The 25,484-nt window shown below is 69.7% G+C and carries 21 protein-coding genes and 3 tRNA genes; 11 read left to right on the top strand and 13 right to left on the bottom strand.

What is annotated here, in order from left to right; translation table 11 throughout:
- The 7 genes from EXE52_RS18395 to EXE52_RS02550 form a co-directional block, all read right to left on the bottom strand.
- Positions 1-940 (bottom strand): hypothetical protein (locus EXE52_RS18395; protein WP_199239130.1); only part of this gene is annotated, 940 nt, incomplete at its 3' end.
- The gene (locus EXE52_RS02525) at positions 940-2,055 is read right to left on the bottom strand and encodes a signal peptidase I (protein ID WP_137703410.1); all 1,116 of its coding nucleotides are present in this window, start codon (positions 2,053-2,055) and stop codon (positions 940-942) included. The genes EXE52_RS18395 and EXE52_RS02525, both read right to left, overlap by 1 nt.
- A complete protein-coding gene (locus EXE52_RS02530; protein WP_137703411.1) occupies positions 2,055-3,164 on the bottom strand; it encodes a hypothetical protein in 1,110 nt (369 codons plus the stop codon). Before EXE52_RS02530 ends, EXE52_RS02525 begins: the two co-directional genes overlap by 1 nt.
- Complete coding sequence (locus tag EXE52_RS02535) at positions 3,161-3,934, bottom strand: hypothetical protein (RefSeq protein ID WP_086216600.1); 774 nt, start codon at positions 3,932-3,934, stop codon at positions 3,161-3,163. Before EXE52_RS02535 ends, EXE52_RS02530 begins: the two co-directional genes overlap by 4 nt.
- A 200-nt stretch (positions 3,935-4,134) precedes the next feature.
- Positions 4,135-5,841 carry a SipW-dependent-type signal peptide-containing protein gene (locus tag EXE52_RS02540; protein ID WP_137703412.1) on the bottom strand — a complete coding sequence of 569 codons (1,707 nt, stop codon included), beginning with the start codon at positions 5,839-5,841 and terminating at the stop codon, positions 4,135-4,137.
- Between the two features lie 114 nt (positions 5,842-5,955).
- Positions 5,956-7,299, bottom strand: a complete 1,344-nt coding sequence (locus tag EXE52_RS02545; RefSeq protein ID WP_137703413.1) for a SipW-dependent-type signal peptide-containing protein — start codon at positions 7,297-7,299, stop codon at positions 5,956-5,958.
- 121 nt (positions 7,300-7,420) lie between these two features.
- Entirely contained in the window at positions 7,421-8,908 is a 1,488-nt protein-coding gene (locus EXE52_RS02550) for a VWA domain-containing protein (protein WP_137703414.1), read from the bottom strand.
- A 395-nt stretch (positions 8,909-9,303) separates the two neighbouring features.
- Between EXE52_RS02550 and EXE52_RS02555 the strand changes: the two genes are divergently transcribed.
- Positions 9,304-9,834, top strand: coding sequence for a hypothetical protein (locus tag EXE52_RS02555; protein ID WP_049932183.1), 531 nt, complete (start codon positions 9,304-9,306; stop codon positions 9,832-9,834).
- Positions 9,835-9,920: 86 nt separating this feature from the next.
- On the opposite strand, the gene EXE52_RS02560 is transcribed toward EXE52_RS02555, so the two are convergent.
- Positions 9,921-10,784 (bottom strand): hypothetical protein, encoded by an 864-nt coding sequence (locus EXE52_RS02560; protein ID WP_094553616.1) that lies wholly within the window; start codon positions 10,782-10,784, stop codon positions 9,921-9,923.
- A 269-nt stretch (positions 10,785-11,053) separates the two neighbouring features.
- Between EXE52_RS02560 and EXE52_RS02565 the strand changes: the two genes are divergently transcribed.
- From EXE52_RS02565 to azf, 4 genes are all read left to right on the top strand, one after another.
- The gene (locus EXE52_RS02565) at positions 11,054-11,608 is read left to right on the top strand and encodes a hypothetical protein (protein ID WP_049932185.1); all 555 of its coding nucleotides are present in this window, start codon (positions 11,054-11,056) and stop codon (positions 11,606-11,608) included.
- Positions 11,609-11,692: 84 nt separating this feature from the next.
- Positions 11,693-14,503: a DNA mismatch repair protein MutS gene (gene mutS / locus EXE52_RS02570; RefSeq protein ID WP_137703415.1), complete on the top strand. Its 2,811-nt coding sequence runs from the start codon at positions 11,693-11,695 to the stop codon at positions 14,501-14,503.
- A 68-nt stretch (positions 14,504-14,571) separates the two neighbouring features.
- Complete coding sequence (sepF, locus tag EXE52_RS02575) at positions 14,572-14,922, top strand: cell division protein SepF (RefSeq protein WP_049932189.1); 351 nt, start codon at positions 14,572-14,574, stop codon at positions 14,920-14,922.
- Between the two features lie 120 nt (positions 14,923-15,042).
- Positions 15,043-15,936: an NAD-dependent glucose-6-phosphate dehydrogenase Azf gene (gene azf / locus EXE52_RS02580; protein ID WP_049932190.1), complete on the top strand. Its 894-nt coding sequence runs from the start codon at positions 15,043-15,045 to the stop codon at positions 15,934-15,936.
- A gap of 38 nt (positions 15,937-15,974) precedes the next feature.
- Here azf and EXE52_RS02585 read toward each other — a convergent pair whose 3' ends face one another.
- Positions 15,975-16,655, bottom strand: a complete 681-nt coding sequence (locus EXE52_RS02585) for a hypothetical protein (protein ID WP_137703416.1) — start codon at positions 16,653-16,655, stop codon at positions 15,975-15,977.
- A gap of 160 nt (positions 16,656-16,815) precedes the next feature.
- Positions 16,816-17,064 (bottom strand): hypothetical protein, encoded by a 249-nt coding sequence (locus tag EXE52_RS02590; RefSeq protein WP_241897935.1) that lies wholly within the window; start codon positions 17,062-17,064, stop codon positions 16,816-16,818.
- A 490-nt stretch (positions 17,065-17,554) separates the two neighbouring features.
- Here EXE52_RS02590 and EXE52_RS02595 point away from each other — a divergent pair, with 490 nt between their 5' ends.
- Positions 17,555-19,390 carry a sodium:proton antiporter gene (locus EXE52_RS02595; protein ID WP_094553613.1) on the top strand — a complete coding sequence of 612 codons (1,836 nt, stop codon included), beginning with the start codon at positions 17,555-17,557 and terminating at the stop codon, positions 19,388-19,390.
- Between the two features lie 336 nt (positions 19,391-19,726).
- On the opposite strand, the gene EXE52_RS02600 is transcribed toward EXE52_RS02595, so the two are convergent.
- Positions 19,727-19,799, bottom strand: a tRNA-Arg gene (locus EXE52_RS02600).
- Positions 19,800-20,045: 246 nt separating this feature from the next.
- Between EXE52_RS02600 and EXE52_RS02605 the strand changes: the two genes are divergently transcribed.
- The 3 genes from EXE52_RS02605 to EXE52_RS02615 all read left to right on the top strand — a co-directional run bounded on the left by EXE52_RS02605 (position 20,046) and on the right by EXE52_RS02615 (position 23,062).
- Positions 20,046-21,536: a single-stranded DNA binding protein gene (locus tag EXE52_RS02605; protein WP_179231124.1), complete on the top strand. Its 1,491-nt coding sequence runs from the start codon at positions 20,046-20,048 to the stop codon at positions 21,534-21,536.
- An 89-nt stretch (positions 21,537-21,625) separates the two neighbouring features.
- Positions 21,626-22,057: a histone family protein gene (locus EXE52_RS02610; RefSeq protein WP_049932198.1), complete on the top strand. Its 432-nt coding sequence runs from the start codon at positions 21,626-21,628 to the stop codon at positions 22,055-22,057.
- A complete protein-coding gene (locus EXE52_RS02615; protein WP_049932199.1) occupies positions 22,058-23,062 on the top strand; it encodes a histone deacetylase in 1,005 nt (334 codons plus the stop codon).
- Between the two features lie 212 nt (positions 23,063-23,274).
- On the opposite strand, the gene EXE52_RS02620 is transcribed toward EXE52_RS02615, so the two are convergent.
- Positions 23,275-23,347 (bottom strand) — tRNA-Asp (locus tag EXE52_RS02620).
- A gap of 30 nt (positions 23,348-23,377) precedes the next feature.
- Positions 23,378-23,450, bottom strand: a tRNA-Asp gene (locus EXE52_RS02625).
- 239 nt (positions 23,451-23,689) lie between these two features.
- On the opposite strand from EXE52_RS02625, the gene EXE52_RS02630 reads away from it, so the two are divergent.
- Positions 23,690-23,920, top strand: a complete 231-nt coding sequence (locus EXE52_RS02630) for a DNA-directed RNA polymerase subunit H (RefSeq protein WP_004599097.1) — start codon at positions 23,690-23,692, stop codon at positions 23,918-23,920.
- The gene (locus EXE52_RS02635) at positions 23,917-25,482 is read left to right on the top strand and encodes a DNA-directed RNA polymerase subunit B'' (RefSeq protein ID WP_006111499.1); all 1,566 of its coding nucleotides are present in this window, start codon (positions 23,917-23,919) and stop codon (positions 25,480-25,482) included. The genes EXE52_RS02630 and EXE52_RS02635 overlap by 4 nt, the downstream gene beginning before the upstream one ends.
- The last annotated feature ends 2 nt before the right edge of the window (positions 25,483-25,484 follow it).

The raw sequence follows: 25,484 nt of genomic DNA on the forward strand, positions 1-25,484 counted from the left end.
CGGTGTTCGACGTGTCGTCGGTGTTCGACGTGTCGTCGGTGTTCGACGTGTCGTCGGTGTTCGACGTGTCGTCGGTGTTCGACGTGTCGTCGGTGTTCGACGTGTCGTCGGTGTTCGACGTGTCGTCGGTGTTCGACGTGTCGTCATCGTCTGTCAGAGTCTTCGCGTTGGTCTCCGAACTCTGTGCGTCAGACGTGCTGTCGTCGGTGTTCGACGTGTCGTCGGTGCCCGAGGATGTCACGGCCGGGTCGGACTCGTTGCTGTCCGTGTCTGCGGATGTCACGGCCGGGTCAGACTCGTTGCTGTCCGTGTCTGCGGATGTCACGGCCGGGTCAGACTCGTTGCTGTCCGTGTCTGCGGATGTCACGGCCGGGCTCGACGCGCTCTCGTTCGCAGCGTCAGCCGTATCGGAATCCGTGGTGTCCGGCGTTTCAGACGGACTATCCTCGTTTTCCACGGTTGCCGTTTCGTTCCCCGACTGATCCGCTTCGGCTGTCGCCGAGTCGGTTACCGGGACCGAGGCGTTGGTGTCCGCGGTGGGTTCCGAGACGTTCTCTTCGGTAGGCGCCGAGACGTTGCCGCCAGTGGGCGCCGAGACGTTGCCGCCAGTGGGCGCCGAGACGTTGCTCCCAGCGGGCGCCGAAACGTTGCTCCCAACGGGCGCCGAGACATTCTGGTCCAGTCCGGCGCCGTCTCCGTCAGGGTCGCTCGTCCTGTTCTCGACGGCCACCGCGGTGAGATCGACATCGGCGGTCTCGTTGGTCTGGCTGCCGTTGGTCGAGGTCTCGTTGATCTGGTTCAGTTCGTCCGGGGTTTCGAACGTCGCGGTCACGTCGACGCTCGCCGAGAGGACGGCGACCGTGGCCCCTCCGGCGAACGCGACGCCCCACACGAGGACCGCCAGCGCGACGAGCGCGACGAGCCCACGGTTCGCGGCCATCAGTCGCCCTCCCCGGCGGCCTCGGGACGTGAGACCGGTGTCGACCCGGGCGTCGACGCCGGCTCGGCCCCGTCCTCGGCCGCCGTCGTCTCCGCCCCGGCGGCGACCGCCGCCGAGTCGACGGTGTCGTTCGGCTCGGACGCGCCCCCGTCGGACTCGGGGGAGTCTCCGTTACGCATCGCGTCTGTCGTCGGTCCGCTTGCGTCCGTTTCGACAGCCGGATCCGGCGTTCCACCGCTGCGGTCCAAGACACCGCTGGCGGGCACCCACGCGGCGAGCGCCCCGAGCAGCAGCGTCGACACGCCGATCGCGACCGATATCGCGACGGCGGTCCGGAGCTCGAACGCGACGTACACCACGTACGGGGCGAACGCGGCGAGCACCGCCGCCGCGCCGCCGACGGCGTCGACCGAGACGCCCCCGGAACCGCTCGCCTCCTCCGTCGCCTGCGCCGTCACGATTTCGGCCGCGGGACCGGGTCCAGCCGCCGGGTCGGGCCCGACTACCGGATCGAGTCCGGCCGTCGCCCCGTCTCCGTCGCCGGGTTCGTCGACGGGGTCGACCGGATCGACGGTCATCGAGGGTTGCGATTCAGATCCGTCGCGGCCCCAGACGATAGACCAGATCTCCGTCGCGGCGAGCAGCCCGAACGGGAACAGGACCAGCGCGACGAACCCCACTCGCGTCCCCGCGAACTGGATCACGTACCCGACGTACGGGATCGTCAGCGTCACGGCGCCGACGAGGCTCCCGGCGGGGACGAGCCCCGGATCCGGCCCCTCGTTGGCGTCGCCCATCGTCTCGAACGCGAGCGTGCCGGCCTCGTCGACCACGTCGATCACGCGGTGCGTCACCGGCACGTCGCTCGTGCCGCGGACGAACGTGATCACGTCGCCCTCGGCGATCGCAGTCGGGTCGCGCTCGGCGACGATCACCACGTCGCCCGGCGCGATGGCGGGCGTCATGCTCGCCGTGAGCACGACGAAGCTCTCGTCCGCGCCGACGACCTCCGGCGCCGCGTACACCGCGAACGGTGCGACGAGGGCGATCAGCAGGACGATCCCGAGTACGTTCGCCGCGCGCTTCGTCCGTGGTGATGTGAGTAGTTTGGTCATCAGTTCTCCTCCGTGCCGCACAGCGGCTCACCGCCCGTGGTCGCGGCCGCGGCGATCTCGTACAGCCCGCCGTAGACGTCGCCGACCCGGAGCGGAACCGAACAGCTCGTGTGGATGTTGACGCCCGCGTGGCCGCCGCCGTTGCCGCCATTTCCGTTTCCTCTGCTGCCGCCGCCGTTTCCACCAGTACCGTCGGCGTCGGTCTCGGGGTCGGTGCCCGTCCCGCCGTCGTCGAGGTAGATGTTGGGGCCGATCCAGCCCGGGTCGCCGTTGGTCGGCGCGGCGGTCCCGTCGACCACGAAAGTCCCGTCCGGAGTCACCTCGCCGTCGAACACGGTCGTCCCGGCGGTGCCTCGACCGCCCGCGCCGCCGCCGGTGGCGACGACGACCACGGTCGCCGGGTCGTCGCCGAGGTACCGGAGCGTGAGCGAGCCGACCGCGACGCCGTTCTCGTCCTCGCAGGGGACGCACGCGGACGCGCACTCGGTCTCTACGAAGGGGTTCGACCTCGCCGCGTCCGCCTCGGCGACGTGGCGGCACTGCTCCGCGTACACCCGGAACGTCAGGTCGGTCGCCGCGCCGCCCACGTCGGGCGAGTCCGCCGGGAGGTACGGGAACACCTCGACGGCGACCGGGTCGTCGTCGGGCCCGAGACACCGGGCGTCGATCCGCACCCCGGTCGCGAGGTCGCGCTCGACCTCGGCGAGGGGGCGGTACCCGCCGGTCACGGATTCGCCGTCGACGACGACCTCGACCTCTAGGGCGTTCCCGAGGCGATCGCCGTCCGGACAGGGGGTCGCGAGCCACACCCGTACCGGGTTCGCCGACGCCCCCACGTCAAACGTCTCGGGCCCGGGACGCTCGTCGAACGTCGTCCGATCGACCGTCAGCGGGCCGAGCGAGACGGTCCCGTCGGTGGGCACCCCATCGACCGTCAGTCCGACCTCGCCGGCGCCGAAGACATTGCCCGGGAACGTCTCCCGATCGGCGAGGTACGCGCCCGTGCCCATGCCGCTCGCCATGCCGACCGCGCCGACGCCGCCGATCCCGGCGAGCAGCCGTCGTCGGCTCAGCCCGCTCGGGCGCCGCCCGCCGTCGTCGGGGCTCATGCGTCGCCTCCGGCGCCGCCGCCGCCCCCGGCCGCTACGTTCCCGTCGAAGGGGTTCCCCTCGGCGCCGCACTCGTCGGCGGCGAACTCCACGAGGAAGTCGACCGCGCCGCCCTGTCCGGCGTTGCCGCCCTCGCCGTCGAACTCCCACGCGAAGGTCAGGCAGCGCTGTTCGCCCGGGGCGAGGCAGCCGTCGCCGAGGAGCCCGGGGCGCAGTTCGATCCCGTCCGCGAGCGCGGAGCCGTCGATGTCCGCGAACGTCTCGTCGGCGATCAGCTCCCCGGCGCTCGCGAACTCGCCTTCGGCGCCGCCGCAGCTACCGATGCCGAATATCCCGGTGTCTTGCCGGACCGTGAGCGTGACGCGCTCCGCGAGCGCGGCGCTCGCGGCGTCGGCGCCGTCGAGGTGCGGGTCGATCCGCAGCCACACGCGGGCGGTGTCCTCCGGATCTTCGAGCCGGAGCCCGACGCTCGCGGTGCCGTAATCGTGCGGCAGCGCGTTGCCCACGTCGACGAGCCGGACGCCGACCGCTCCGACGTCGTCGACCGCGCCGACCGCGCTCGAATCAACGAGCGTCCCGTTCTCCGTGCGCCGCCACCCGACGAGCAGATTGAACGGCGTGTCCGTCTGAGCGTACGTGTAGTTCGTGTACTCGTCCCAGTTGTCCGTTCCCGTCGGTCGTCCGGAGGCGGCCCCGAGGGCCGCGAAGCCGACGGCTCCGGCGCCCGCGAGTGCCTCCCGCCGCGTGAGTCCCGATTCTTTCTGTGTCATTGTGTGTCGTCGCGGCTCCGAACGGCCGTATCGTCGATACCCTTCCTACTCTCACGACGCTCGTATGTATGCGCGCCCTACCCGCCCGGACCGGTGACCGTACCGGGCGGTACGGACGCCGTACCCGCCCGCGGTCGGCCGATCGGCAACAGACCTCCGTTCTCGCCCGCCGACGCCGCGACGCGGTCCGAGACGCGCTCTCAGGCCGACTGAACCCCCGCGCCGTCGTTGTGGCGCGCCTGCTCGGTGTAGAAGCCGAGGTCGAAGCCGAGCGCGTCGCCCTGAACCTCGTTGCCCACGCCGATCGGCAGCTCCCATTCGAGCGCGACGCAGTGTATCACGCCGTCGCCCGCGAACGGGTCGCGGTTCCCGTCGTCGGCCGGGTCGGCCAGCTCGCCGTACGGCGTCGCGCGGTTCCCATCGAGCGGGATTCCGTCGCCGCTCTCGAGCTCGTCGAGCACGTCCGCGAGCGAGCCCTCGATGATGATCTTCTCCTGTCCAGTCTGTGCCGCGAGGTTCCCGAACACCGAGGGAATGACGAGCGGGTCGTCGACGTCGTTGAAGAATGACGGATCGCCGCCCGGCCCCCCCGCGGGGCCGGCCATCGACGACAGCACCGCGTCGTTCGCGCTGCCGACGGAGATGGTGTACACGTTCGTCGCGGGGTTCGGCGACGCCGCGCGGGCGTCGTCGGCCGCGTCCACGGGGTCGGCGAACTGGGTGCTGCCGGTCCCGTTGAACGACTCCCCGTCGGAGAGGACGATGTTCCGGAACTCGACGCCGCCGCGGCCGTTCGCGTCGAGTTCGGCCTGCGCGTCGTTGACGCCCTCGCCGATGTACGTCCCCGTCGCGATGCCGCTCGCGTTCGAGAACGGGTCCGCGTCGCTGTCGTCGATGTCGGGGTCGTTGTTCGTCCCGCTGACGACGTTCGCGAGCTTCTTCCGGAGCCCGTCGAGCGCGTCGTCGACATCGTCGAGGTCGGCCGTCAGCGGCTGGAGGAGCCCGGTCCTAGGCTCGGTGTCGCCGCTCCCCTCGCCGTCGAAGTACGTGACGCCGACCTGGACGTCCGACCCCTGCGACTCGAGGTAGTCGACGAACTGGCGGGTGCCGAGCTCGACGAGGTCGATCTTCGTGGTCTCGTCGTAGGTGGTCCCGCCCACCGTGATGTTGTCCTCGCTCACCACGCCGTCGAACTGATCGTACAGCATCGACCCCGAGAAGTCCAGCGTGAGCATGATGTCGGCCGGCTCCGCGCCGTCGTACACGTTGTCGCAGTCCTCGTCGTACCAGAGCTTCGCCTCAATGGCGTCGCCGAGGTCGCCGAGGTTATCCGGGTCGACGGTCAGTTCCGGTTCGGTTTCGGTGCCGCCGTCGTCGTCGACGTTGGCCGCCTGCATCCAGATGTAGCCGGGGTTGTCACAGAGGTGGAGCGAGAAGGTGATCTCGCCGGAGTCGCCGGGCTTCACGTCGGTGAGCCGGACCAGCGTCTCCATCACCTCGCCCGTGACGGGGTCCGTGCCGAAGTCCGCCTCCGACAGCGGCGGGATGGTCTCGCAGTCCAGGATCGGGAGGTTCGCGCCGTTGCTGTCCTCGTCGTCCTCGTCCGGGAAGTCGCTGTACGTGAACACCTCGCCGTCGATCTCGATCGACTGCTCGCCGTCGCCGTCGTGGTCCGGGTGCGCGCTGACGAACTGGTTGCCCTCGCCGAAGTCGTAGGTCTGTTGCCAGTCGACGAGCAGGTCCAGCTGGCCCGCGGTGAGGGTGTTCCCGTCGAACGACTCGGTGTCGTTGAAGTACGCCGTGGTACCGAGACCCGCGCCAGCCGAGGCCACGCCGACCGCGCCGAGGCCGGCCAGCACGGTCCGCCGCGACAGTCCGATGGAGTCGATGTTGTCGTTGTCTGCCATGATTGTGAATCCCCGAAGGGAGTCCCACCGACGGAGTCGAACCGTCGTCCCGGCCGCCCGCGCGGGTCCGGGGTGGGAGGCGATCACGCCGCTTCGAGCGACGTCGTCAGCACGTCAGTCGCTGAACTCGATCGCGTTCGCGCTGTTGTAGAAGTCCGGGCCCAACGAGGGGTCGACGTTGACCTCCGCGATGGGTCCCTCGCCGCCGGTGCTGCCGTACCCGAGCAGCCGGAACGTCGAGTTGATGTCGCTGTTCGGGATTCCGAACACGATCGTGTTCCCGACCTTCACTGCCGAGAAGCCGGCCGGAAGCGGTTCGGCGGCGCCGTAGCTCCCGCCGTTGTTCGGCTGGTAGCCGAACGGCGCGTCCGGGAACCCGGCGTTGGGCTGCCAGATGAGCTGCCAGTCGTGGGTGCCGTCATCGTCCGCGTCGACCGCGACCGGGAGATTCGTGCTGGAGTAGTCCGCGGTGTCGAGGAAGTCGACCCCGTCGCCGTCGTCGGCGAACGCGAAGCTCAGAACAGTCTGGTTCTGGCCGAACGAGACGCTGGTGTAGACGTTGCCCTCGGTGGGGTTGCCGAGCGTCTGGCCCTTCCAGTCGTTGTCGTACGCCGTGACGACGGTCTCGTCGACGCAGGGGTTGTGCGCCCCGTCGTTGTGGCGAGCCTGAACCGCGTAGAACTCGAAGTCGAACATGACCGAGTCCGTCTGGATCTCGTTTTCGACGCTCGTCGGCACCTCCCAAGTGAAGCAGACGCACTGCTCGTCGACGTTCGGTTCGCCGTCGGTGAACGCCTCCGTGACGCCATCGAAGGTTGGACGATCCGCGAGGGGCGCGTTCGCATCGCCGTCGCTGGACAGCGGGACGCCGGCCCGGAGCGCGAGCATCACGTCCCGCAGCGAGCCGGAGACGATTTCGTCGCCGATGTCGTTGCCGCCGTCGCCGTCGTCGGTACAGTACGAGACGGTTACCTGCATCGCGTCCGCGAGTTCGCCCGTGCCGTCTCCGGGGTCGCCGCCGGTGTCGTCGTCGTCCATCTCGGGCTCGGACTGCCCGTTCTCCGCGTTCGCGGTCAGCTCGCCGCACATCCACATGTACGCGGGGTTGTCGACGATCGAGAAGCAGAACTCGCCCTCGCCGGAGTCGCCGGGTTTCAGGTCGGAGACCCGGATGCTGAGGGGGTCGCCCGTCGAGCCTTGGCCCTCGATCCCGACCACGTTCCCGTCGACGTACGTTCCCGGCTCCGTGGAGTACTGCGCGTAGTTGCCCTGGTCCTCAGAGTAGTCGACGTGGACGAACAGGTCGAGCGAACCGGCCGTCAGCTCGTTGTTCGCGAACGTCTCCGTGTCGTTGAAGTACGCCGTGGTGCCGAGGCCCGCGCCCGCGGAGGCCACGCCGACCGCACCGAGTCCGACCAGCATCTTGCGCCGCGATAGTCCGATCTTGTCGTCGTTCATTGTGTATCATCCCCGAAGGGAACTCCCGGCGGCGGTCGCGAACCGCCGCGTCGGCCGCCCGAAGGCGCCGAGCCGGGAACCGGACGTGTCTCGTCGTCCGGGGCCGCGTCGCTCCGAGGAGCTAGTTCTGACCGCTCATGTTGCCGGTGACGTTGGGGGCGGGACCGGGGCTGGTGCTGTTCACGTCGGTCCCGTTGAACGCCACCTGCGGGTCGTCGTTGTGCCGCGACTGCTCGGCGTAGACGGCGAGATCGAAGCTCACGGAGTCGGTCTGGATCTCGTTGCCGACATCCGCCGGGAGCGTCCACTCGAAGCCGATGCACTGGGTGGTCGCGCCGGGGTACGGCTGCCGACCCTCCTCCTGCCGGTTGCCGTCGAGCGCCTCGCCGTCGGCCAGCTCCGCGAAGACCTCGCTCATCGTGCCGGAGAGGATCTTCTGTTCGCCCGCTAAGACGATCTGCGCGATCTCGGCGTAGACCGTGTCGAGGTCGGCCGGGTCGGGCGCGAGGAACGCGTCGCCGGGCGACGACGAGATGTCCTGGACGAGGCTGGCGTCGACGTTGTTGCCGAGCCCGATCCCGAAGATACGCGTGCCGGCGTTCTTGGCCGCGGTGGCGGCCGTCCGAGCGTCGCCGACGTTCTCGAAGCCGTCGGTCAAGACGATCATGACCTTCGAGGCGCCGGGCGTCGCGTTCGTGCCGCTCGTGAGCTCGGTCTGTGCGACGTTGATCCCGCCCGCGACGTTCGTGCTGCCGGACGCGGTGTAGTTGTTGATTGCGTTGATGACGTCTTGGTAGGTGGTCGTCAGCTTCTGGTCCAGCGACGCGCCGCTCGCGAACGAGATCGCGGCGGCCTCGTCCGGCGACGAGAGGTTACCGACGAAGCTCGTTGCGGCCGCCTGTAGCGCCGAAAGGTTCGCGCCGCTCATCGAGCCGGAGGTGTCGCTGACCAAGGCGACCTCAAGCTCCTGCCGCTCGCCCGTGCCCGTGGGCTCGTACACGTTGTCGCAGTCCTCGTCGTACCAGACGCAGACCTCGATGGCGTCGGCGAGGTCGCCCTGGTCGGGCGTGTCGTCCGCGTCCGCCTCGGGCTCGGACTGCCCGTTCTCCGCCTGGGTTAGCTCGCCCGCGAGGTAGACGTACGCGGGGTTGTCACAGATGTGGAGGCTGATCGTCACCTCGCCGGAGTCGCCGGGCTTCACGTCGTCGAGCGTGAACACCGGGATCCCGTCGCCGTTGACGAGGAACTCGTCCATCGCCGGTGAACAGAAGTCGATCTCGCCGGTCACGTAGTCCTCCCAACTCTGCCCCTCTCCGGGCGCGGGCGTCTGGTCGAGCAGGTAGCGCCCGTCGCCGAGGTCCTCGACGTCAGGGTACCCCATCGCCTCGATGTCGTCTAGGCGCCCGGGGCCGCCGAGGTACGTCGACTTGTAGTCCAGCTTCAGGTCCAGCTCGCCCGCGGTGAGGGTGTTCCCGTCGAACGACTCGGTGTCGTTGAAGTACGCCGTGGTACCGAGTCCCGCGCCCGCGGACGCGACGCCGACCGCGCCGAGGCCCGCGAGCACCTTGCGCCGCGAGAGTCCGATTTTGTCGTTTGTGTCTTTGCTCATGGTGTCTCCTCCGACTCGCCCCCCGTCCGCGCTGGGCTGACCGAATCGGTTACTTTCCCCTCCGAGGGACACCCACCTAGTTACGCGCTCCCACGTCACCGTCGAACGACCGATTCCAGCCGGTAGAAGCTTTCACGCCACCGGTCAAATGTCGCGTTCGACGGGCGGTCCGGCGCCCCTACCGTGGCGGATCGCGACCGCATGCGATTCATACCCACACCCCAGATCGCCGCACGGACACCGTACTCGGCGGGTCGAACCCGGCAGGCGACCCGTACCTCCCGCACCCGATCGGCGGTCCCCCCGGGTAGCCAGCCCATACATATACCCCCGTCAGACGCAGGAAGTAGCAGAACTCGGGCGCCGCCGGGCGCGGCCGCCCGGCCCCCATCTCCATGAAACTCCGAAACGACGTGCTTCCGGCCGAACAGGTGTACGCCATCCTCGCGAACGAGCGCCGACGGCGCGCGATCGAACAGCTCAGCTCCGTCGGCGGGACGGTCTCGGTCAACGAGCTGTCGACGCTCGTCGCGCGCCGCGAGACGGGGGAGACCCCGCCCCCGAAGCGCTGTCGCGAGAGCGTGTACACGTCGCTGGTCCAGACGCACCTCCCGAAGCTGGCCGAGGCGGGCGTGATAACGTACGACCGCGAGTCGCAGACGCTCGAACTCTCTCGACGCGCACGCGACGTGCGCCTGTACACGGAGATTCTCGCGCCCGGCGGCGCGACGTGGTCGGAGCTGTACCGCGCGCTGGCGGTGGGATCGCTGCTCGTCGTGCTCGCCGCGCTCCTCGACGTCCCGCTCGTGTCGGCGGTCGACCCCATGCTGTGGACCAGCCTCGCGCTCGGCGCCTTCGCCGCCGCCAGCGCCGCCCAGCTGTGGGTCAACCGCTTCTCGGTATTGCGACAGCTACGGCTACGCTGAGGCCTCTCCGACGCGACTTCCCGGAAACCCACTCCCCGAAAACTGACCGTCCATTCCTCTCGACTCGTCCGACCTCCCTCGGCTTCCTACTCGCTCGCGGCCGCGAGCGACGCCGGCAGTCGCAGTTCGAACAGCCGCGCGTCACAGCCCGCACAGCGACCGGCGACCACGTCGTAGCTGGAACAGCAGGACTCGACGACGCGCTCTTCGAGCGCCACGTCCCCGGCGCACGACGGACACTCCGCGACGAACAGCCGGAGGGCGCCGAGGACCGCGCTCCGCTCGGCGAGCGGGCGATCCGCCCAGTCGCCGTCGAGCCCCGTCAGCACGCGGTCGGCCGCGGCGTCGGCCCGGAACGCCGGCCGCGACTCCCAGTGACCGATCCGCTCCTCGCCGGCGTACGCGAACCCCGCGCCGCCCCGCCAGTCGATTGAGAGTTCGTGCCGGTCGAGTCCGGTGAGCGCCGCGAGCGCCGCGAGGTCGTCGCGGTCGGTCCGTCTCCCCTCGTCGGGCGTCGCTCCCGCCCCGTCCTCGGCCGCCGCCCGCCACGACGCGGCGAAGTCGGGGGCGAACGCGAAGTCGTCGCCCGCGGGCGTCTCGACGAGGACGCCCGCGTCGAGGAGGTACGTTTCGGGGTCTACCTCACCGACGCCCAGCCCGCGGGGCTCGGCGTTGCCGGGCGCCTTGCCGAACAGCGCGAGCGCCCGCTCCGGGAGGTAGCGCTTCGTGAGTTCCGGCGTCCCGGGAACGAGGTACCCGCGGAGCCAGATGGCTCCGAGCGCGCCGCCGAACCCGACCGCCCCGAGTAGCGGCGCGCCCACCGCGGCCACCGCTCCCGCCCCGGCCGCCGCGATGCCGACGTTGACGGCCGTACAGGGGAGACACCGGTTCGCACCGGTGTACTCCGGCTGCCGGAGGCGACCGACGACCGAGTCTCGTGACACGTTCATGCTGGTCCGAACGCGACGCACCGACCTATGTATGCGCCGCCTACCGCGTCCGACGCGGGCTCTCCGGCCCACAACATCGTTACAGCGCCCGGACAAATCCACTTGTATCGATGTGATGAACTGTGTCGGAGACGTCAAGAACGCCCGAAGTACGGCGAGTGTGTACGCTTCTGTTCGGGCGAATCTTCCGGGGACCGGCTCTAGTGGGTACAATGCGAAGTGATATATCCTCCCATGATAACCGTACTCTCATTCGGCATGTATGAGCTATGACACCACAACTCGCCAAACAAGCGGCGTCGTCGGACACCGACGGTGAGGGCCCCTCGCGCGACGAGGTGTTCACCGCGCTGAGCAATCGGCGGCGTCGCAACGTGATCAAGTACCTGAAGACCAACGGCACCGAGGCGCGCGTCAGGGATATCGCCGAGCAGCTGGCCGCGTGGGAGAACGACGTCGAGATTCCGGCGGTGACGTACAAGCAGCGCAAGCGCGTGTACACCGCGCTCCACCAGTCGCACCTGCCGAAGCTGGCGGCGAGCGGGTTCATCGACTACGAGTCGGACCGGGGGCTGGTGTCGCTCACCGAGGAGAGCCGACAGCTGGAGGTGTACCTGGAGATCGTCTCGGAGAACGAGATCCTCTGGGCCGAGTACTACGCGGGGCTCGCGGTCGTGTGCGGACTGCTGGCGACGGCGGGGTGGACCGGGACCGCCCCGTTCGGCGCGGTCTCCGGGTACGCGTACGCGGCGCTCTTCACGCTCGTGTTCGGGGCGTCCGGGATCGCTCACCGGGCGTCGACGAAGCGGAACCGGCTGGGATGACGGCGCGCCGGCGCGCGGCGGGGCTCGGGCCGACCGGACGGACACCCGCAGGGTTTTAGCCGCGCACGGCGGGAGTAGAGACATATGGCAACGGGGATCGTCGGGGAGTTCCTCGATCTCAAGGCGGAGACGGACGCGGACGTCCTCGCGATGCAGTGCGGCGACTTCTACGAGTTCTTTGCGGACGACGCGGAGTTGGTCGCCGACGAGCTCGATCTGTCGATCTCGCAGAAGTCCTCCCACGGCTCGTCGTACCCGATGGCGGGCGTGCCCCTCTCGGAGCTGACGCCGTACGTGAACGCCTTGGTCGAGCGCGGCTACCGGGTCGCGGTCGCGGACCAGTACGAGACCGAGGGCGGCGACCACGCCCGCGAGATCGTCCGCGTCGTCACGCCGGGCACGGTGTTGGAGACGAGCGACGACGACGCGCGCTACCTCGCGGCGGTCGTCCGCGAGGAGGACGGGCGCGGCGCGGCGGACGGACCCGCCGACGACGGGCCGTACGGCCTCGCGTTCGCCGACGTGACCACGGGGCGGTTCCTCGCCACGACCGTCGACGACGGGGGCGACCTGCGCGCCGAGCTCTACCGGTTCGGCCCGGCCGAGGTGCTGCCCGGGCCGCGGGTCCGCAACGACGACGGCCTCCTCGGCGCGGTCCGCGAGGACCTCTCGGGGCGCGTCACCGCCTTCGACGCGGAGGCGTTCGCGACCGGGCGCGCAGAGCACGCGGTACGGGAGCAGTTCGGCCGCGAGACGACCGACAGCGTCGGGCTCGACTCGACGCTCGCCGTCCGCGCCGCGGGCGCGGTCCTCTCGTACGTCGAGGAGACGGGGGCGGGCGTGTTGGCCTCGATGACCCGCCTGACGGCGTACGGCGCGGACGACCGCGCCGACGTGGACGCGACCACGCAGCGCAACCTCGAGATCACGGAGACGATGCGGGGCGACGCCGACGGCTCGCTGTTCGACACGGTGGACCACACACTCACGGCCGCCGGCGGGCGGCTACTCCGCGAGTGGCTCACCCGGCCGCGACGTGACCGCGAGACGCTCGACGACCGGCTCGACGCGGTCGAGGCGCTGGCGTCCGCGGCGCTCGCGCGCGACCGGCTCCGCGAGGTGCTCGGCGACGCGTACGACCTCGAACGGCTCGCGGCGCGCACGACGAGCGGGAGCGCGGGCGCGCGCGAACTGCTCTCGATCCGCGACACGCTCGCGCTGCTGCCCGCCCTCGCGGACGCGCTCGACGACACCGCCCTCGCCGACTCGCCCGCGGCCGCCGTGCTCGGTAGGGTCGACCGCGACCGCGCGGCCGCGCTCCGGGAAGAGCTCGCCGACGCCCTCGCCGAGGATCCGCCCAAGGCGAAGACGAGCGGCGGACTCCTGAAGCGCGGCTACGACGACGAGCTCGACGACCTGATCGACCGCCACGAGGGCGTGAACTCGTGGCTCGACGGGCTCGCGGAGCGCGAGAAGCGAGAGCACGGGCTCAGCCACGTCACCGTCGACCGCAACAAGACGGACGGCTACTACATTCAGGTCGGCAAGTCGGTCGCCGATCAGGTGCCCGAGCACTACCGCGAGATCAAGACGCTGAAGAACTCGAAGCGGTTCGTCACCGACGAGCTCGCGGAGAAGGAACGGGCGGTCCTCCGCCTCGAGGAGGCCCGCGGCGAGCTGGAGTACGAGCTGTTCGAGGAACTGCGCGAGCGCGTCGCCGAGCGCGCGGAACTGCTTCAGGACGCCGGGCGCGCGATCGCCGAACTCGACGCGCTCGCCTCGCTCGCGACCCACGCCGCGCGTCGCGACTGGACGCGCCCGGAGCTGACGACGGAGCGCCGGCTCGACGTGGAGGCCGGCCGCCACCCCGTCGTCGAGGGGACGACCGACTTCGTCCCGAACGACCTGCGGCTCGACGCCGACCGCGGCTTCCTCATCGTCACCGGCCCGAACATGAGCGGCAAGTCGACGTACATGCGGCAGGCCGCGCTGATCCAGCTGCTCGCGCAGGCGGGCTCGTTCGTCCCCGCGCGAGCCGCCGAGGTGGGGCTCGTCGACGGCATCTACACGCGCGTCGGCGCGCTCGACGAGCTGGCGCAGGGTCGATCGACGTTCATGGTGGAGATGCAGGAGCTGTCGAACATCCTCCACTCGGCCACCGAGGACTCGCTGGTCATCCTCGACGAGGTCGGCCGCGGCACCGCCACCTACGACGGCATCTCCATCGCGTGGGCCGCGACCGAGTACCTCCACAACGAGGTCCGCGCGCGCACCCTTTTCGCCACCCACTACCACGAGCTGACGACGCTCGCCGACCACCTTCCGCGCGTCGAGAACGTCCACGTCGCCGTCGACGAGCGCGACGGCGAGGTGACGTTCCTCCGCACCGTCCGGGACGGCCCGACCAACCGCTCGTACGGCGTCCACGTCGCCGACCTCGCCGGCGTCCCGGACCCCGTCGTCTCCCGCTCGGACGAGGTCCTCGACCGGCTCCGCGAGGAGAAGGCGATCGAGGCCCGCGGCTCGCGGACCGGGAGAAACGGGAGCCGCAGGGGCGCCGGCGGCGACGGCGAAGGCGGCACCCAGCAGGTCGTGTTCGACCTCTCGTCCGGGTCGTTCTCGGACGCGTCCGACGCCGACGGGGAAACGGGGGCGGACGCCCAGCCCTCGAACGCGCGTCGGAACGGAGGCAATTCCGCGGACACGTCGGTCGAATCCGGCGGCTCCGGCGGCGCTGCGAAGACCGCAGCGACCGGAGCCGACGCCGAGGCGGCCGAGCGGCTCGACGCCGAGACCCGCGCCGTGATCGAGGAGCTGAGCGACGTCGACGTCGCGGAGACGCCCCCGGTGGAGCTGCTCTCGCGGGTCCAGGAGTGGCAGGAGCGACTCGACTGAGGCCGCGTCCGCTCGCCGGGGGTGCGTCTGACGTAAGAACTAATGTCCGACCTCGTCGTGTGGTGTGTATGGGCATCATGAGCAAGATCCTCGGCGGGGGTGGGAGCCGCTCCGTCGACGACTACGTCGAACTCGACGCGGACGACTTCGCCGACGCGCACGCGGAAACGGACACGCAGGTACACTTCGCGGAGATCGCCGACCAGAGCGACGTCATCCCGATCAAGGACGCGGTGTACGACGGCGACTTCGTCATCGCCGACATCACCCGCCACTCCACGTCGGACCGGACGATAGAACACGTCTACGACGAGCTCCGGCAGGTCGTCCAGGAGGTCGACGGCGACATCGTCCAGAAGGGCGACGACCAGATCATCGTCACCCCCACCGGCGTCAAGGTCTCGCGGCAGAAGCTATAGGCGCGCCCTCCCGACCGCTCGTCCCCGTTCTCTTCTCGTGACCCCGGCCTCGCGGCCGGCATTCGGGCGTACCGGTCGAACCGTGTCATATATGCCGTTCTCCCGCCCACGTAGAGTCGAATGGACGAGCCGGTACTGCTGACGGGCGCCGGCGGACGGGTGGGACAGGCCATCCTCCGCGGTATCGGCGACGACTACGACTGGCGGCTCCTCGACCGCGAGCCGCTCCCGGCGGCGAAGGTGCCCGACGGGGTCACCGACGCCGACCGGTACGTCGCCGACATCACCGACGAGCGCGCCGTCCGCGAGGCGATCGCCGACGTCGGCGCGGTGATCCACCTCGCCGGCGACCCGCGGAAGACGGCGCCGTGGGACTCCGTCCTCCGGAACAACATCGACGGGACGCAGGTCGTGATGCGCGCCGCCGCCGAGGCCGGCGTCGAGAAGTTCGCGTTCGCCTCCTCGAACCACGCCGTCGGCGGCTACGAGACCGACGAGCGGACGCCCGACCTGTACCGCCCCGAAGACGAGTACCGGCTCGACGGGAGCGAACTCCCGCGCCCCGGCAACCTCTACGGCGTCTCGAAGGCGGCCGGCGAGTCGCTCGGCCGCTTCTACCACGACGAGTTCGACATGAGCGTCGTCTGCGTCCGCATCGGGAACCTCACCAAGGACCACCCGCCCCGCGAGTACGAGCGGGGGCAGGCGATGTGGCTCTCGCACCGCGACTGCGCGCACCTGTTCGACCGCTGTCTCCGGGCGACGTACGGCTACGAGGTCGTGTACGGCATCTCGGACAACGACCGGCGCTACTACTCCATCGAGCGAGCCCGCGAGGCGCTGGGCTACGACCCCGCGGACAACTCGGGCGACTACACCTTCGAGGGCGAACCCAAGCCGGACCGCGACACCGAGACGAACGGCGGCCGCTACGCCGCCGGCGCGGACGCCGCCGACGCGCCCGCTGAGCCCAACTTCCCGGCTGACCCGGACGCGCCGAGCGACGACGCCTGAGCGGCCGCCGCCGGCCGCCCTCGCGCCGGACCGCGCCGCTAGAACAGGTCCTCGACGTCCCGCCGCTTCCGCTCTTCTCGCTCCACGTGGTCGCCCAGTCGCGCGGCCACCTGCGGCCGCGCGTCCGGCGTCCGCAGGTACGCGAGCAGCAGTTCGGCGAACTCGGTCCGCCCGGTCCCGCGCTCCGCGGACGCGAACTCGGCCGCGGTCGCGAGCGTCGCCGCGTCGCCCGGCTCGCCCGTCGCCGCGAGCGCCGGCACCGCGAGACCCGCCGCCCCGAGCGACAGATCGCCGAACGTCGGCGTCTCGCCGTCGACGCGGATCCGCGGCGGCGTCGCCGGCCCCGTCGCCTCTGGCGCCTCGGCGAGCCGCTCAGCCCACTCCCGGACGGGGGCCATCGCGACCCCCAGCGAGTCGGAGTCCGCCGTCAGCGCCGTGACGGCGTCCGCCGCGCGCTCGGAAGCGCCCGGCTCGTCGCCGTCGGCCGCGCGGTGCGTCGCCGTCGCGGTCGCGGTCAGCCCCCGAAGCAGTCGCTCGGCGTCCTCCGGTCGCTCTGCGTCTTCCCCGCCGCCGTCATCGATCGACGCCCCCGCCGCTTCCCAGACGTGACGCGCCGCGAGGGGGTGCCCCTCGTTGAACAGCGCGGCGCCGGCGACGACGCGATCGCGATGGACGGCGTCCCCGCGGTCGCTCCGTGCCTCCGAGTCGCGGTCGCTCACGCGTCGCGGTCGGTGGCGGCGAGTGATAAATGTCGAGTTCCGCGAGCGGCTCGGGGGAGGGTTCGTGCGTCAGCGGGAGGCGGAGGGTTCGTGCGTCAGCGGGAGGCGGAGGGTTCGTGCGTCAGCGGGAGGCGGAGGGTTCGTGCGTCAGCGGGGTCGGTCAGGTCTCTCGGATGCTCGCGTCGTCGGCCGGGAGGCGGAGCGTCCGGCCGACCGCGCTCGGATACCGTCGGTGGAGCGCCGCGCCGACGACCGCGCCGGCGAGGGCCGCCAGCGCGACCGCGGCCGCGATCGGAAACGCGAGGACCCCGACCACCACGGCCGGCAGCGCCGCCAAGGCGATCGTCGCGCCGAGCGACGGGAGGGACTCGGTCGGGTGCGGGCACGCGTACAGGTCGGGGCGAACCATGCGTCTGGAGGGGGGTCGATCTGCTGTCATCGTCGGATTGGGGTGGTGGTGCGAGGCGTGCGCCTCGCGGTCGGCGTCAGTTCGGCCGCCGGAGACCGCACCGCGCGGTCGGAGGGCGACGGATCGGTGTCGAGAGCAGTCCGGTAGAAGCGGTCGCTCGCGTCGGCAGCGAGCGGGCCGCCCCCGCGTCGGGGTCACGCGGCGACGGCACCGAGGAGAGCGGCGACCGGCCCGCGGACCCGTTTCCGGACGCTCCAGCGGGGGGCGAACGTCGGAATGGGGTCGCGGACGGTCATGGATTCGACCCGGCGGTGGGGACCGACCGGGCGTACGTTCACCGTGTGACGGAACCGGATTAATAGTTTCCCGTGTGTGGAAACCAATGTCGTGGCCGGTCTCCGCCACTCCGCTCGGCGTCGGCGGATCCACCAGTACACTAACGACGTGGGGGGTCGTACTGTCGATCGACGTGTCCAGTAGTCTACTCCCAGTGATCGCGGTGATTCTCGTCTCGGGGCTCGCGGTCCAGCTGCTCGCTCACCGGCTCCGGGTGCCGAGCGTCATCTTCTACCTCGCAATCGGCGTGGTGCTCGGACCCGAGCTGCTCGGCCTCGTCACGCTGGAGACGTTCGGTGAGGGGCTGGAGATCATCGTCGGACTCAGTGTCGCGATCATCGTCTTCGAGGGGGCGTTCGCGCTCCGGATCGACCGGATCCGCCGCGCGTCGACGGTGTCGCTCCGGCTGGTGACGATCAGCGCGGTCGTGATGTTCCTCGGCACCGCGGCGGCGGTCCGCGCGTTCACGGACGGCACGTGGGAGATCGCGCTGCTGATCGGCGCGCTGCTGGTGGCGACCGGCCCGACCGTCATCACGCCGATCCTCAACGTGGTCCGGGTGCGGGACCACGTCGCGACCGCGCTGGAGACGGAGGGGATCGTCAACGACGTGACGGCCGCGATCGTCGCGGTCGTCATCTTCGAGACGCTGCTGCTCGACGACCTCGGCGTCCCCGCGACGGTGCTCTCGTTCCTCCAGCGGTTCGGCGTCGGGGTCGCCGCGGGGCTGCTCGCCACGGGGATCATCTACCTGTTACTGGACAGCGACATCGTCCCCGAACGCGACGTACAGGCGTCGCAGTTCCTCGTGCTGTCGGCCGCGATCGGCTCGTTCGCGGCCGCCGAGGCCGTCGCCGCGGAGGCGGGCATCGCGGCGGCGGCGACGAGCGGGACCCTCCTCGGGAACCTCGGGATCGACAACCGCGAGGAGATAGAGACGTTCGCGGAGAACACCACCACGATCGTCTTATCCTTCGTCTTCATCTCGCTCGCCGCGCTGATCGACGTCGAGGCGATCGCCGGCCTCGGGGTCGGCGTGATCGCGATCGTCGCCGTCATCATGCTCGTCTTGCGACCCCTCGGTGCGTTCCTCGCGACGTTCGGCGTCGAGCGGTTCACCCGCCCGGAGCGCCTGTTCATCGCGACCGTCGGGCCGCGGGGGATCATCCCGGCGAGCGTGGCGACGCTGTTCGCCATCGAGCTGGAGCTCGCTGGCAGCATCGCCGCCGGCGAACTGCTCGTCGGCACGGTGTTCGCGGTCATCTTCGCGACGGTCCTCGTCGAGGCGGGGTTCGCGCGGCAGATCGGAGAGTTTCTCGGAGTGTCACCAATGCGCACGATAATCATCGGCGGGGGCCGGGTCGGTCAGGCGCTCGCCACGCGACTGGAGAACAGGGGCGAGTACGTCGTCGTCGTCGAGACGGACCCGGACGTCGCCGAACGGGCGCGCGCAGAGGGGTTCACCGTCTACGAGGGGGACGGCAGTGACACGGAGGCGCTTCGCGCCGCCGACATCGACGACGCGAAGCGGTTCATTACGACGACGGCCGACGACGACATCAATCTCCTCGCGTGCCAGCTCGCCATCACCAAGTTCGACGTTGCGTCCGTCTACTCACGGGTGAACGACCCGGACAACGTCGACGCCTTCGACAGCATCGGCGTCACCGGCATCGACGCCACGACGGCGACCGCGGCGGCCATCGACGACGAGATAGAACGCCCCGCGCTCACCCACTGGATGAACGAGCTCGGCGACAGCCACGACGTTCAGGAGGTTGAGGTGACCTCTCGCGAATTGGCGGGGAAGAGCATCCGCGACCTCAACGCGCGGATCCCGGACGACACCTTCGTCGCCGTGATCAGCCGCGACGGCGAGAACCGCGTTCCCTCGGCCGACAGCGTCCTCGAAATGGGCGACAGCGTGACGTTCATCGGCGCCACCGACGGGGTCCGCCGAGCGATGGAGCGGTTCCACCCGCACGATTAACAGCTCGGTCAGATCGCCCGTGGAGTGAGGGTGACCGGCTCTGAGCCCCAGTCGCGGGGGCGACATACTCTCCACTGCGCCCGTCGTTTGGTGTGGCCGAAACGTCTCGACGGAGTCCGACGCGAGTGAAACAAGCGTCGGGCACGTCGGGACCGAACGCAGTCGCTGCCGAACGAAGTGAGGCAGCCGCAAAGTGAGCGTCCTGACGGAGATTTGAACTCGGAAAGACGTTCGGCCTCGCTTCGCTCGGCCGCTCCGACTTTCCTGCTCAAATCTTCGCGGAGTTTTCGGACACACGCACGGCTCGCTACGCTCGCCGTTTGGTTTGTCCGAAAACGTCCTGACGGAGATTTGAACTCCGGTCCCTGGCTCCGCAAGCCAAGAGGATAGTCCACTACCCTACCAGGACTCATCTCTACGTATCGCGGTGGAACTTAAGACGGTTACGGTCCGGCGGCCGCGTGCCTGCGGTCCGCATACTCCCCGTGCCGGATGAACACCTTTTGTATCGACGGGACCCATGAACGCCCATGAGACGCTTTCGAGCCGCGACCGCGACCCGCTCCGGTCCCCGTGCCGACCGGGGGGTGTCCGGCGCGACCCCCGGCCAACGGCAACGCTTATGCGCGAACCCGTCGACCACGGAGGGACGAGTATGGGCGCCATAGAGGAGGTGTACGAGGACCTCGACACCGACGTCGAGTTCGAGGAGTTCGAGGCCGCCGTCGAGGACAAGGTCGAGCAGATGGGCGGGCTCGCGGACGAGGAGACCGCCGCGATGCTCATCGCACACGAGCTGCGCGACGAGGAGGCCGACACCATCGCCGACATCGAACCGGGGATGAACGAAGTGAAGTTCCTCGGCAAGGTGACAGCCATCGGCGAGATCCGGACCTTCGAGCGCGACGACGAGGACGCGGAGGAGGGTCGCGTGTGTAACGTCGATGTCGCCGACGCCTCCGGCTCCGTCCGGGTCGCACTGTGGGACGACATGGCCGCGGCGGCCGAGGAGGAGCTCGAAGTCGGGCAGGTCCTCCGCGTCATGGGCCGTCCCAAGGAGGGGTACAGCGGCCTCGAAGTGAGCGCGGACAAGGTCGAGCCGGACGAGGACGCCGAGGTCGACGTCCAAGTGCTCGACACCTACCGCGTCGAGGACCTGACGCTCGGGGCGTCCGACGTGGACCTCGTGGGGCAGGTGTTAGACACCGACTCGATCCGGACGTTCGACCGCGACGACGGCAGCGAGGGACGCGTCGCCAACCTCACGCTCGGCGACGAGACGGGGCGCGTGCGCGTCACGCTCTGGGACGGGAAGGCCGACCTCGCCGAGGAGTTCGCGGCGGGCGAGGTCGTCGAGGTCGGCGACGGCTACGTCCGCGAGCGCGACGGCGACCTGGAGCTCCACGTCGGCGACCGCGGCACGGTCGAGCGCGTCGACGAGGACGTCGAGTACGTCCCGGAGACCACCGACATCGCCGACCTCGAGATCGGCCAGACCGTCGACATCGGGGGCGGCGTCATCGAGACCGACCCGAAGCGGACGTTCGACCGCGACGACGGCAGCGAGGGACAGGTCCGCAACGTCCGGATCAAAGACGAGACCGGCGAGATCCGCGTCGCGCTGTGGGGCGATAAGGCCGACCGCGAGATCGAACTGGCCGACCGGGTCGTCTTCACCGACGTCGAGATCCAGGACGGCTGGCAGGACGACCTCGAGGCGTCCGCGAACTGGCGCTCGACCGTCTCCGTCCTCGACGAGGGGAGCGACGCGGCGGCCGGCGTCGCGGGCGGCGCGTCCGGGGCCGGAAGCACCGGGGGCGACGGAGACGGCCGCGGGTCGAACGAAACCGGTCTCGGTGCCTTCTCCGATGACGGCAAGAAGGCGGCGGCCGAGGCCGTCGCCGGTGAGGCCGGCGACGAGGAAGGGAGCGGTGCGAGCGGCGGCGCGGCGACCGCGGCGGCGGAGCGATCGGACGGCGCCGTCGAGTTCACCGGCACGGTCGTCCAGACCGGGGACCCGGTCGTGCTCGACGACGGACAGCAGACGAAATCGGTCGACACCGACGCGAGCCTCCGGCTCGGCGAGGAGATAACCGTCCGCGGCCCGGAGCGCGACGGGACCATCGACGCCGACGACGTCTTCTGACGCGCCCGACCGCCGCGGCGGCCCGTCCGGATCCGGCGGCAAAGCGGGTAACGGAAAGCGTTATACGACACACGGACGCGACTGTGTGTATGAGTGTCGAGTTACCGTTCGCGCCGGTCGACGGGATCATCCGGCGGAACGCGGGGGAACTCCGCGTCAGCGCGGACGCCGCCGAGGAGCTCGCGCGACGGATCCAATCGCACGGCGCCGAGCTCGCCGTCGACGCGGCCGAGCAGGCGACCGCGGACGGCCGGAAGACGCTGATGGCCGCGGACTTCGGCGTCGAGCAGGTCGTCGGCCGGGAGGATCTCACGCTCCCGGTCGCGCCCATCGACCGGATCGCTCGACTCCGGATCGACGACCGCTATCGGGTCGGCGTCGACGCGCGCGTCGCGCTGGCCGACATTTTGGAAGACTACGCCGACAACGTCGCGAGCGCGGCCGCGACGCTGGCCCGGCACGCGGACCGACGGACCGTACAGGCCGAGGACATCGAGACGTACTTCGCGTTGTTCGAGTAGATGCAGTTTGGCTACAGCGAGCGGTGTCTCGACCACGACACCGGCGAGCGACACCCGGAGAACCCGGACCGACTCCGCGCGATCCGCCGCGGTCTCGCGAAGCGGCACGGCGTCGAGTACGTCGAGGCCGATCCCGCGGCGAAGGCGGCCGTCTCGGCCGTTCACGACCCCGATTACGTCGACGAACTGGAGTCGTTCGTCGCGGACGGCGGCGGCAGCTGGGACCCCGACACCGTTGCCAGCGACGGGACGTGGGACGCGGCGCTCACTTCGGCCGGGCTCGCCCAGTGGGCCGCCCGCGCGGCGCTCGACGGCTCGACCGGGCGGCAGACCCCGTTCGCGATCGGCCGCCCGCCGGGCCACCACGCCGTCACCGACGACGCGATGGGGTTCTGCTTCTTCAACAACGCCGCCGTCGCGGCCCAGACCGCCCTTGACGAGGACCTCGCTGACCGCGTCGCGATCTTCGACTGGGACGTGCACCACGGGAACGGCACGCAGGACATCTTCTACGACCGCGGCGACGTCCTCTACGCGTCGATCCACGAGGACGGCCTCTACCCGGACACGGGGGACCTCGACGAGACCGGCGAGGGAGACGGCGACGGGACGACCGTGAACCTCCCGCTGGCGGCCGGTGCCGGCGACGCCGACTACCTCTACGCCGTCGACGAGGGGATCGGGCCTGCGATCGATCGGTTCGACCCCGACCTGCTGATCGTCTCGGCGGGGTTCGACGCGCACCGCCACGACCCCATCTCGCGGATGCGCGTCTCCTCGGAGGGGTACGCGCTGTTGACCGACCGGATCCGGACGCTCGCCGATGACGCCGGCGCCGCCCACGCGTACGTGCTGGAGGGCGGATACGGCCTCGACACGCTCGCCGAGGGGGTCTCGATGGTCCACGAGACGTACGACGGGCGCCCCCCGGTCGACACCGACGAGGACCCGGACGCGAAGACCGAGTCCCTCGTCGACGACCTGCGGGCGGAACTGGACCTGTAGCCCGGAAGGTGGGTCGACGCCGGACTCGCTCGTCGCTATCGCTCCTCGCTCGTAGTCGGCGTCGACAGAAACGCCCGGAGCGGGATTTGAACCCCGGTCGTTCCGCTCGCTACGCTCGCTTCACTCCCTGACTCAAATCCCTTCGACGGTTTCTGCTGTCGCGGTACTCGCTCGTCGCTACCGCTCCTCGCTCGCAATTGCGACAGCAGAAACGCCCGGAGCGGGATTTGAACCCGCGTCACGACCGTGACAGGGTCGTATGATGGGCCACTACACCATCCGGGCAACCAAGCGACAGCGCCCCGAAACCGGGGACGCCCGGAGCGGGATTTGAACCCGCGTCACGACCGTGACAGGGTCGTATGATGGGCCACTACACCATCCGGGCTTGTCGTACCAGTTCGTATCCCTGTCTGGCAAATAAGGCTTGTCATCGCCGACGAGGATGGGGTCCGGTGACAGGGGGGTTGCCTCCGATATCCTTTTGTGTCAACCTCGCGTGTGTGGGAGTGTCGAACGCCCCGCGACCCGTGAGCCGCGCGCGGCGGCGCTTGGTAAGTCTTATGACGCTGGCGCATATACCTACCTGTAGTATCTCGTGATAGCTTCTCCCCACCACCAGCACCCATGGTAGACGTAAGCCAACACGAACTCGTCCCGGACCACGTCCTCCTCGACGACCCCGAGGAGGTCGAAGAGGTCCTGGCGGAGTACGACGTGAAGAAAACGAACTTACCGAAGATCAAACGCACGGATCCCGCGCTCCCCGACGAGGCCGAGGTCGGGGACGTGGTGAAGATCGTCCGCGACTCCCGCACGACCGACGAGGCGGTCGTGTATCGACTGGTCGTCTCATGAACAGGCAAGACCGACGCGTGGTTTCACGCGAATACTTCTCCGACGAACGGCTCGCCGAACACCACTTCCGCTCGTTCAACAACTTCCTGGACCGCGGCATGCAGGAAGTCGTCGACGAGAAGGAGACGATCGAGACGGACATCGGCGACAAGGAGGGCCAGGAGCCCGTCTACGTCGAGCTCGGCGACGTGCGGATGGTCACCCCGCGCGTCCGCGAGGCCGACGGCTCCGAGGAGCTGCTCTATCCCCAGGAGGCGCGCCTCCGCAACATCACCTACTCGGCGCCCGTGTTCATGGAGATGTCCATCGTCCGCGGCGGCGAGGACGAACCGGAGCAGGTCGTCGACACGACCGAGACGAAGGTCGGTCGGATGCCGATCATGGTCGGCTCGGACAAGTGTAACATGGCGGGCTTCTCCGACGAGGAGCTCATCGACATCGGCGAGGACCCCGTCGACCCCGGCGGCTACTTCATCGTCAACGGCTCCGAGCGCGTGCTGATGACCTCGGAGGACCTGGCGCCGAACAAGATCCTCGCCGAGTACGACTCGAAGTACGGCGACGAGATCCAGGTCGCGAAGACGTTCTCCCAGCGCCGGGGCTACCGCGCCTTAGTGCTCTGTGAACGCAACCGCGAGGGGCTGCTCGAAGTGTCGTTCCCCTCCGTCTCCGGCTCCATCGACTTCGTGACGCTCGTCCGCGCGCTCGGGCTCGAATCCGACGAGGAGATCGTCCACCGCGTCTCGGACGACCCCGAGATCGTGAAGTTCATGCTGGAGAACTTAGAGGAGGCCTCGGTCCAGACGACCGAGGAGGCAATTGAGACCCTCGGCGAGCGCGTCGCGAGCGGTCAGGGGAAGAACTACCAGCTCAAGCGGGCGAACTACGTCATCGACCGCTACCTCCTCCCGCACCTCCACGAGGAGGGCGTCGACGAGGAGGACGTGCGGATCAACAAGGCGTACTACCTCTGCCGGATGGCCGAGGCGTGCTTCGAGCTCGCTCTCGACCGCCGCGAGGCCGACGACAAGGACCACTACGCGAACAAGCGCCTGAAGGTCTCCGGCGACCTGATGCGCGACCTGTTCCGGACCGCTCTCAACAAGCTGGCGCGCGACGTGAAGTACCAGCTGGAGCGCGCGAACATGCGGAACCGGCAGCTCACCGTCAACACGGTGGTCCGCTCCGACGTGCTGACCGAGCGCCTCGAACACCCGATCGCGACGGGGAACTGGGTCGGCGGCCGCTCGGGCGTCTCCCAGCTCGTCGACCGGACCGACTACATGGGCGTGCTCTCGCACCTGCGGCGCCTGCGCTCGCCGCTGTCGCGGTCGCAGCCGCACTTCGAGGCGCGGGACCTCCACGCGACCCAGTGGGGTCGCATCTGTCCCTCCGAGACGCCGGAGGGGCCGAACTGCGGGCTCGTGAAGAACTTCGCGCAGGCGATGGAGCTCTCGCAGACGGTTGAGGACGAACAGGGGCTGAAACGAGAACTGGCGTCGATGGGTGTCGAGGGGATCCCCGGCATCGAGGGCGTCGAACGACAGACGGCGGACGACTGATC

The organism is Halorubrum sp. CGM4_25_10-8A (assembly GCF_005435025.1).
Taxonomy (GTDB): Archaea; Halobacteriota; Halobacteria; order Halobacteriales; family Haloferacaceae; genus Halorubrum; species Halorubrum ezzemoulense.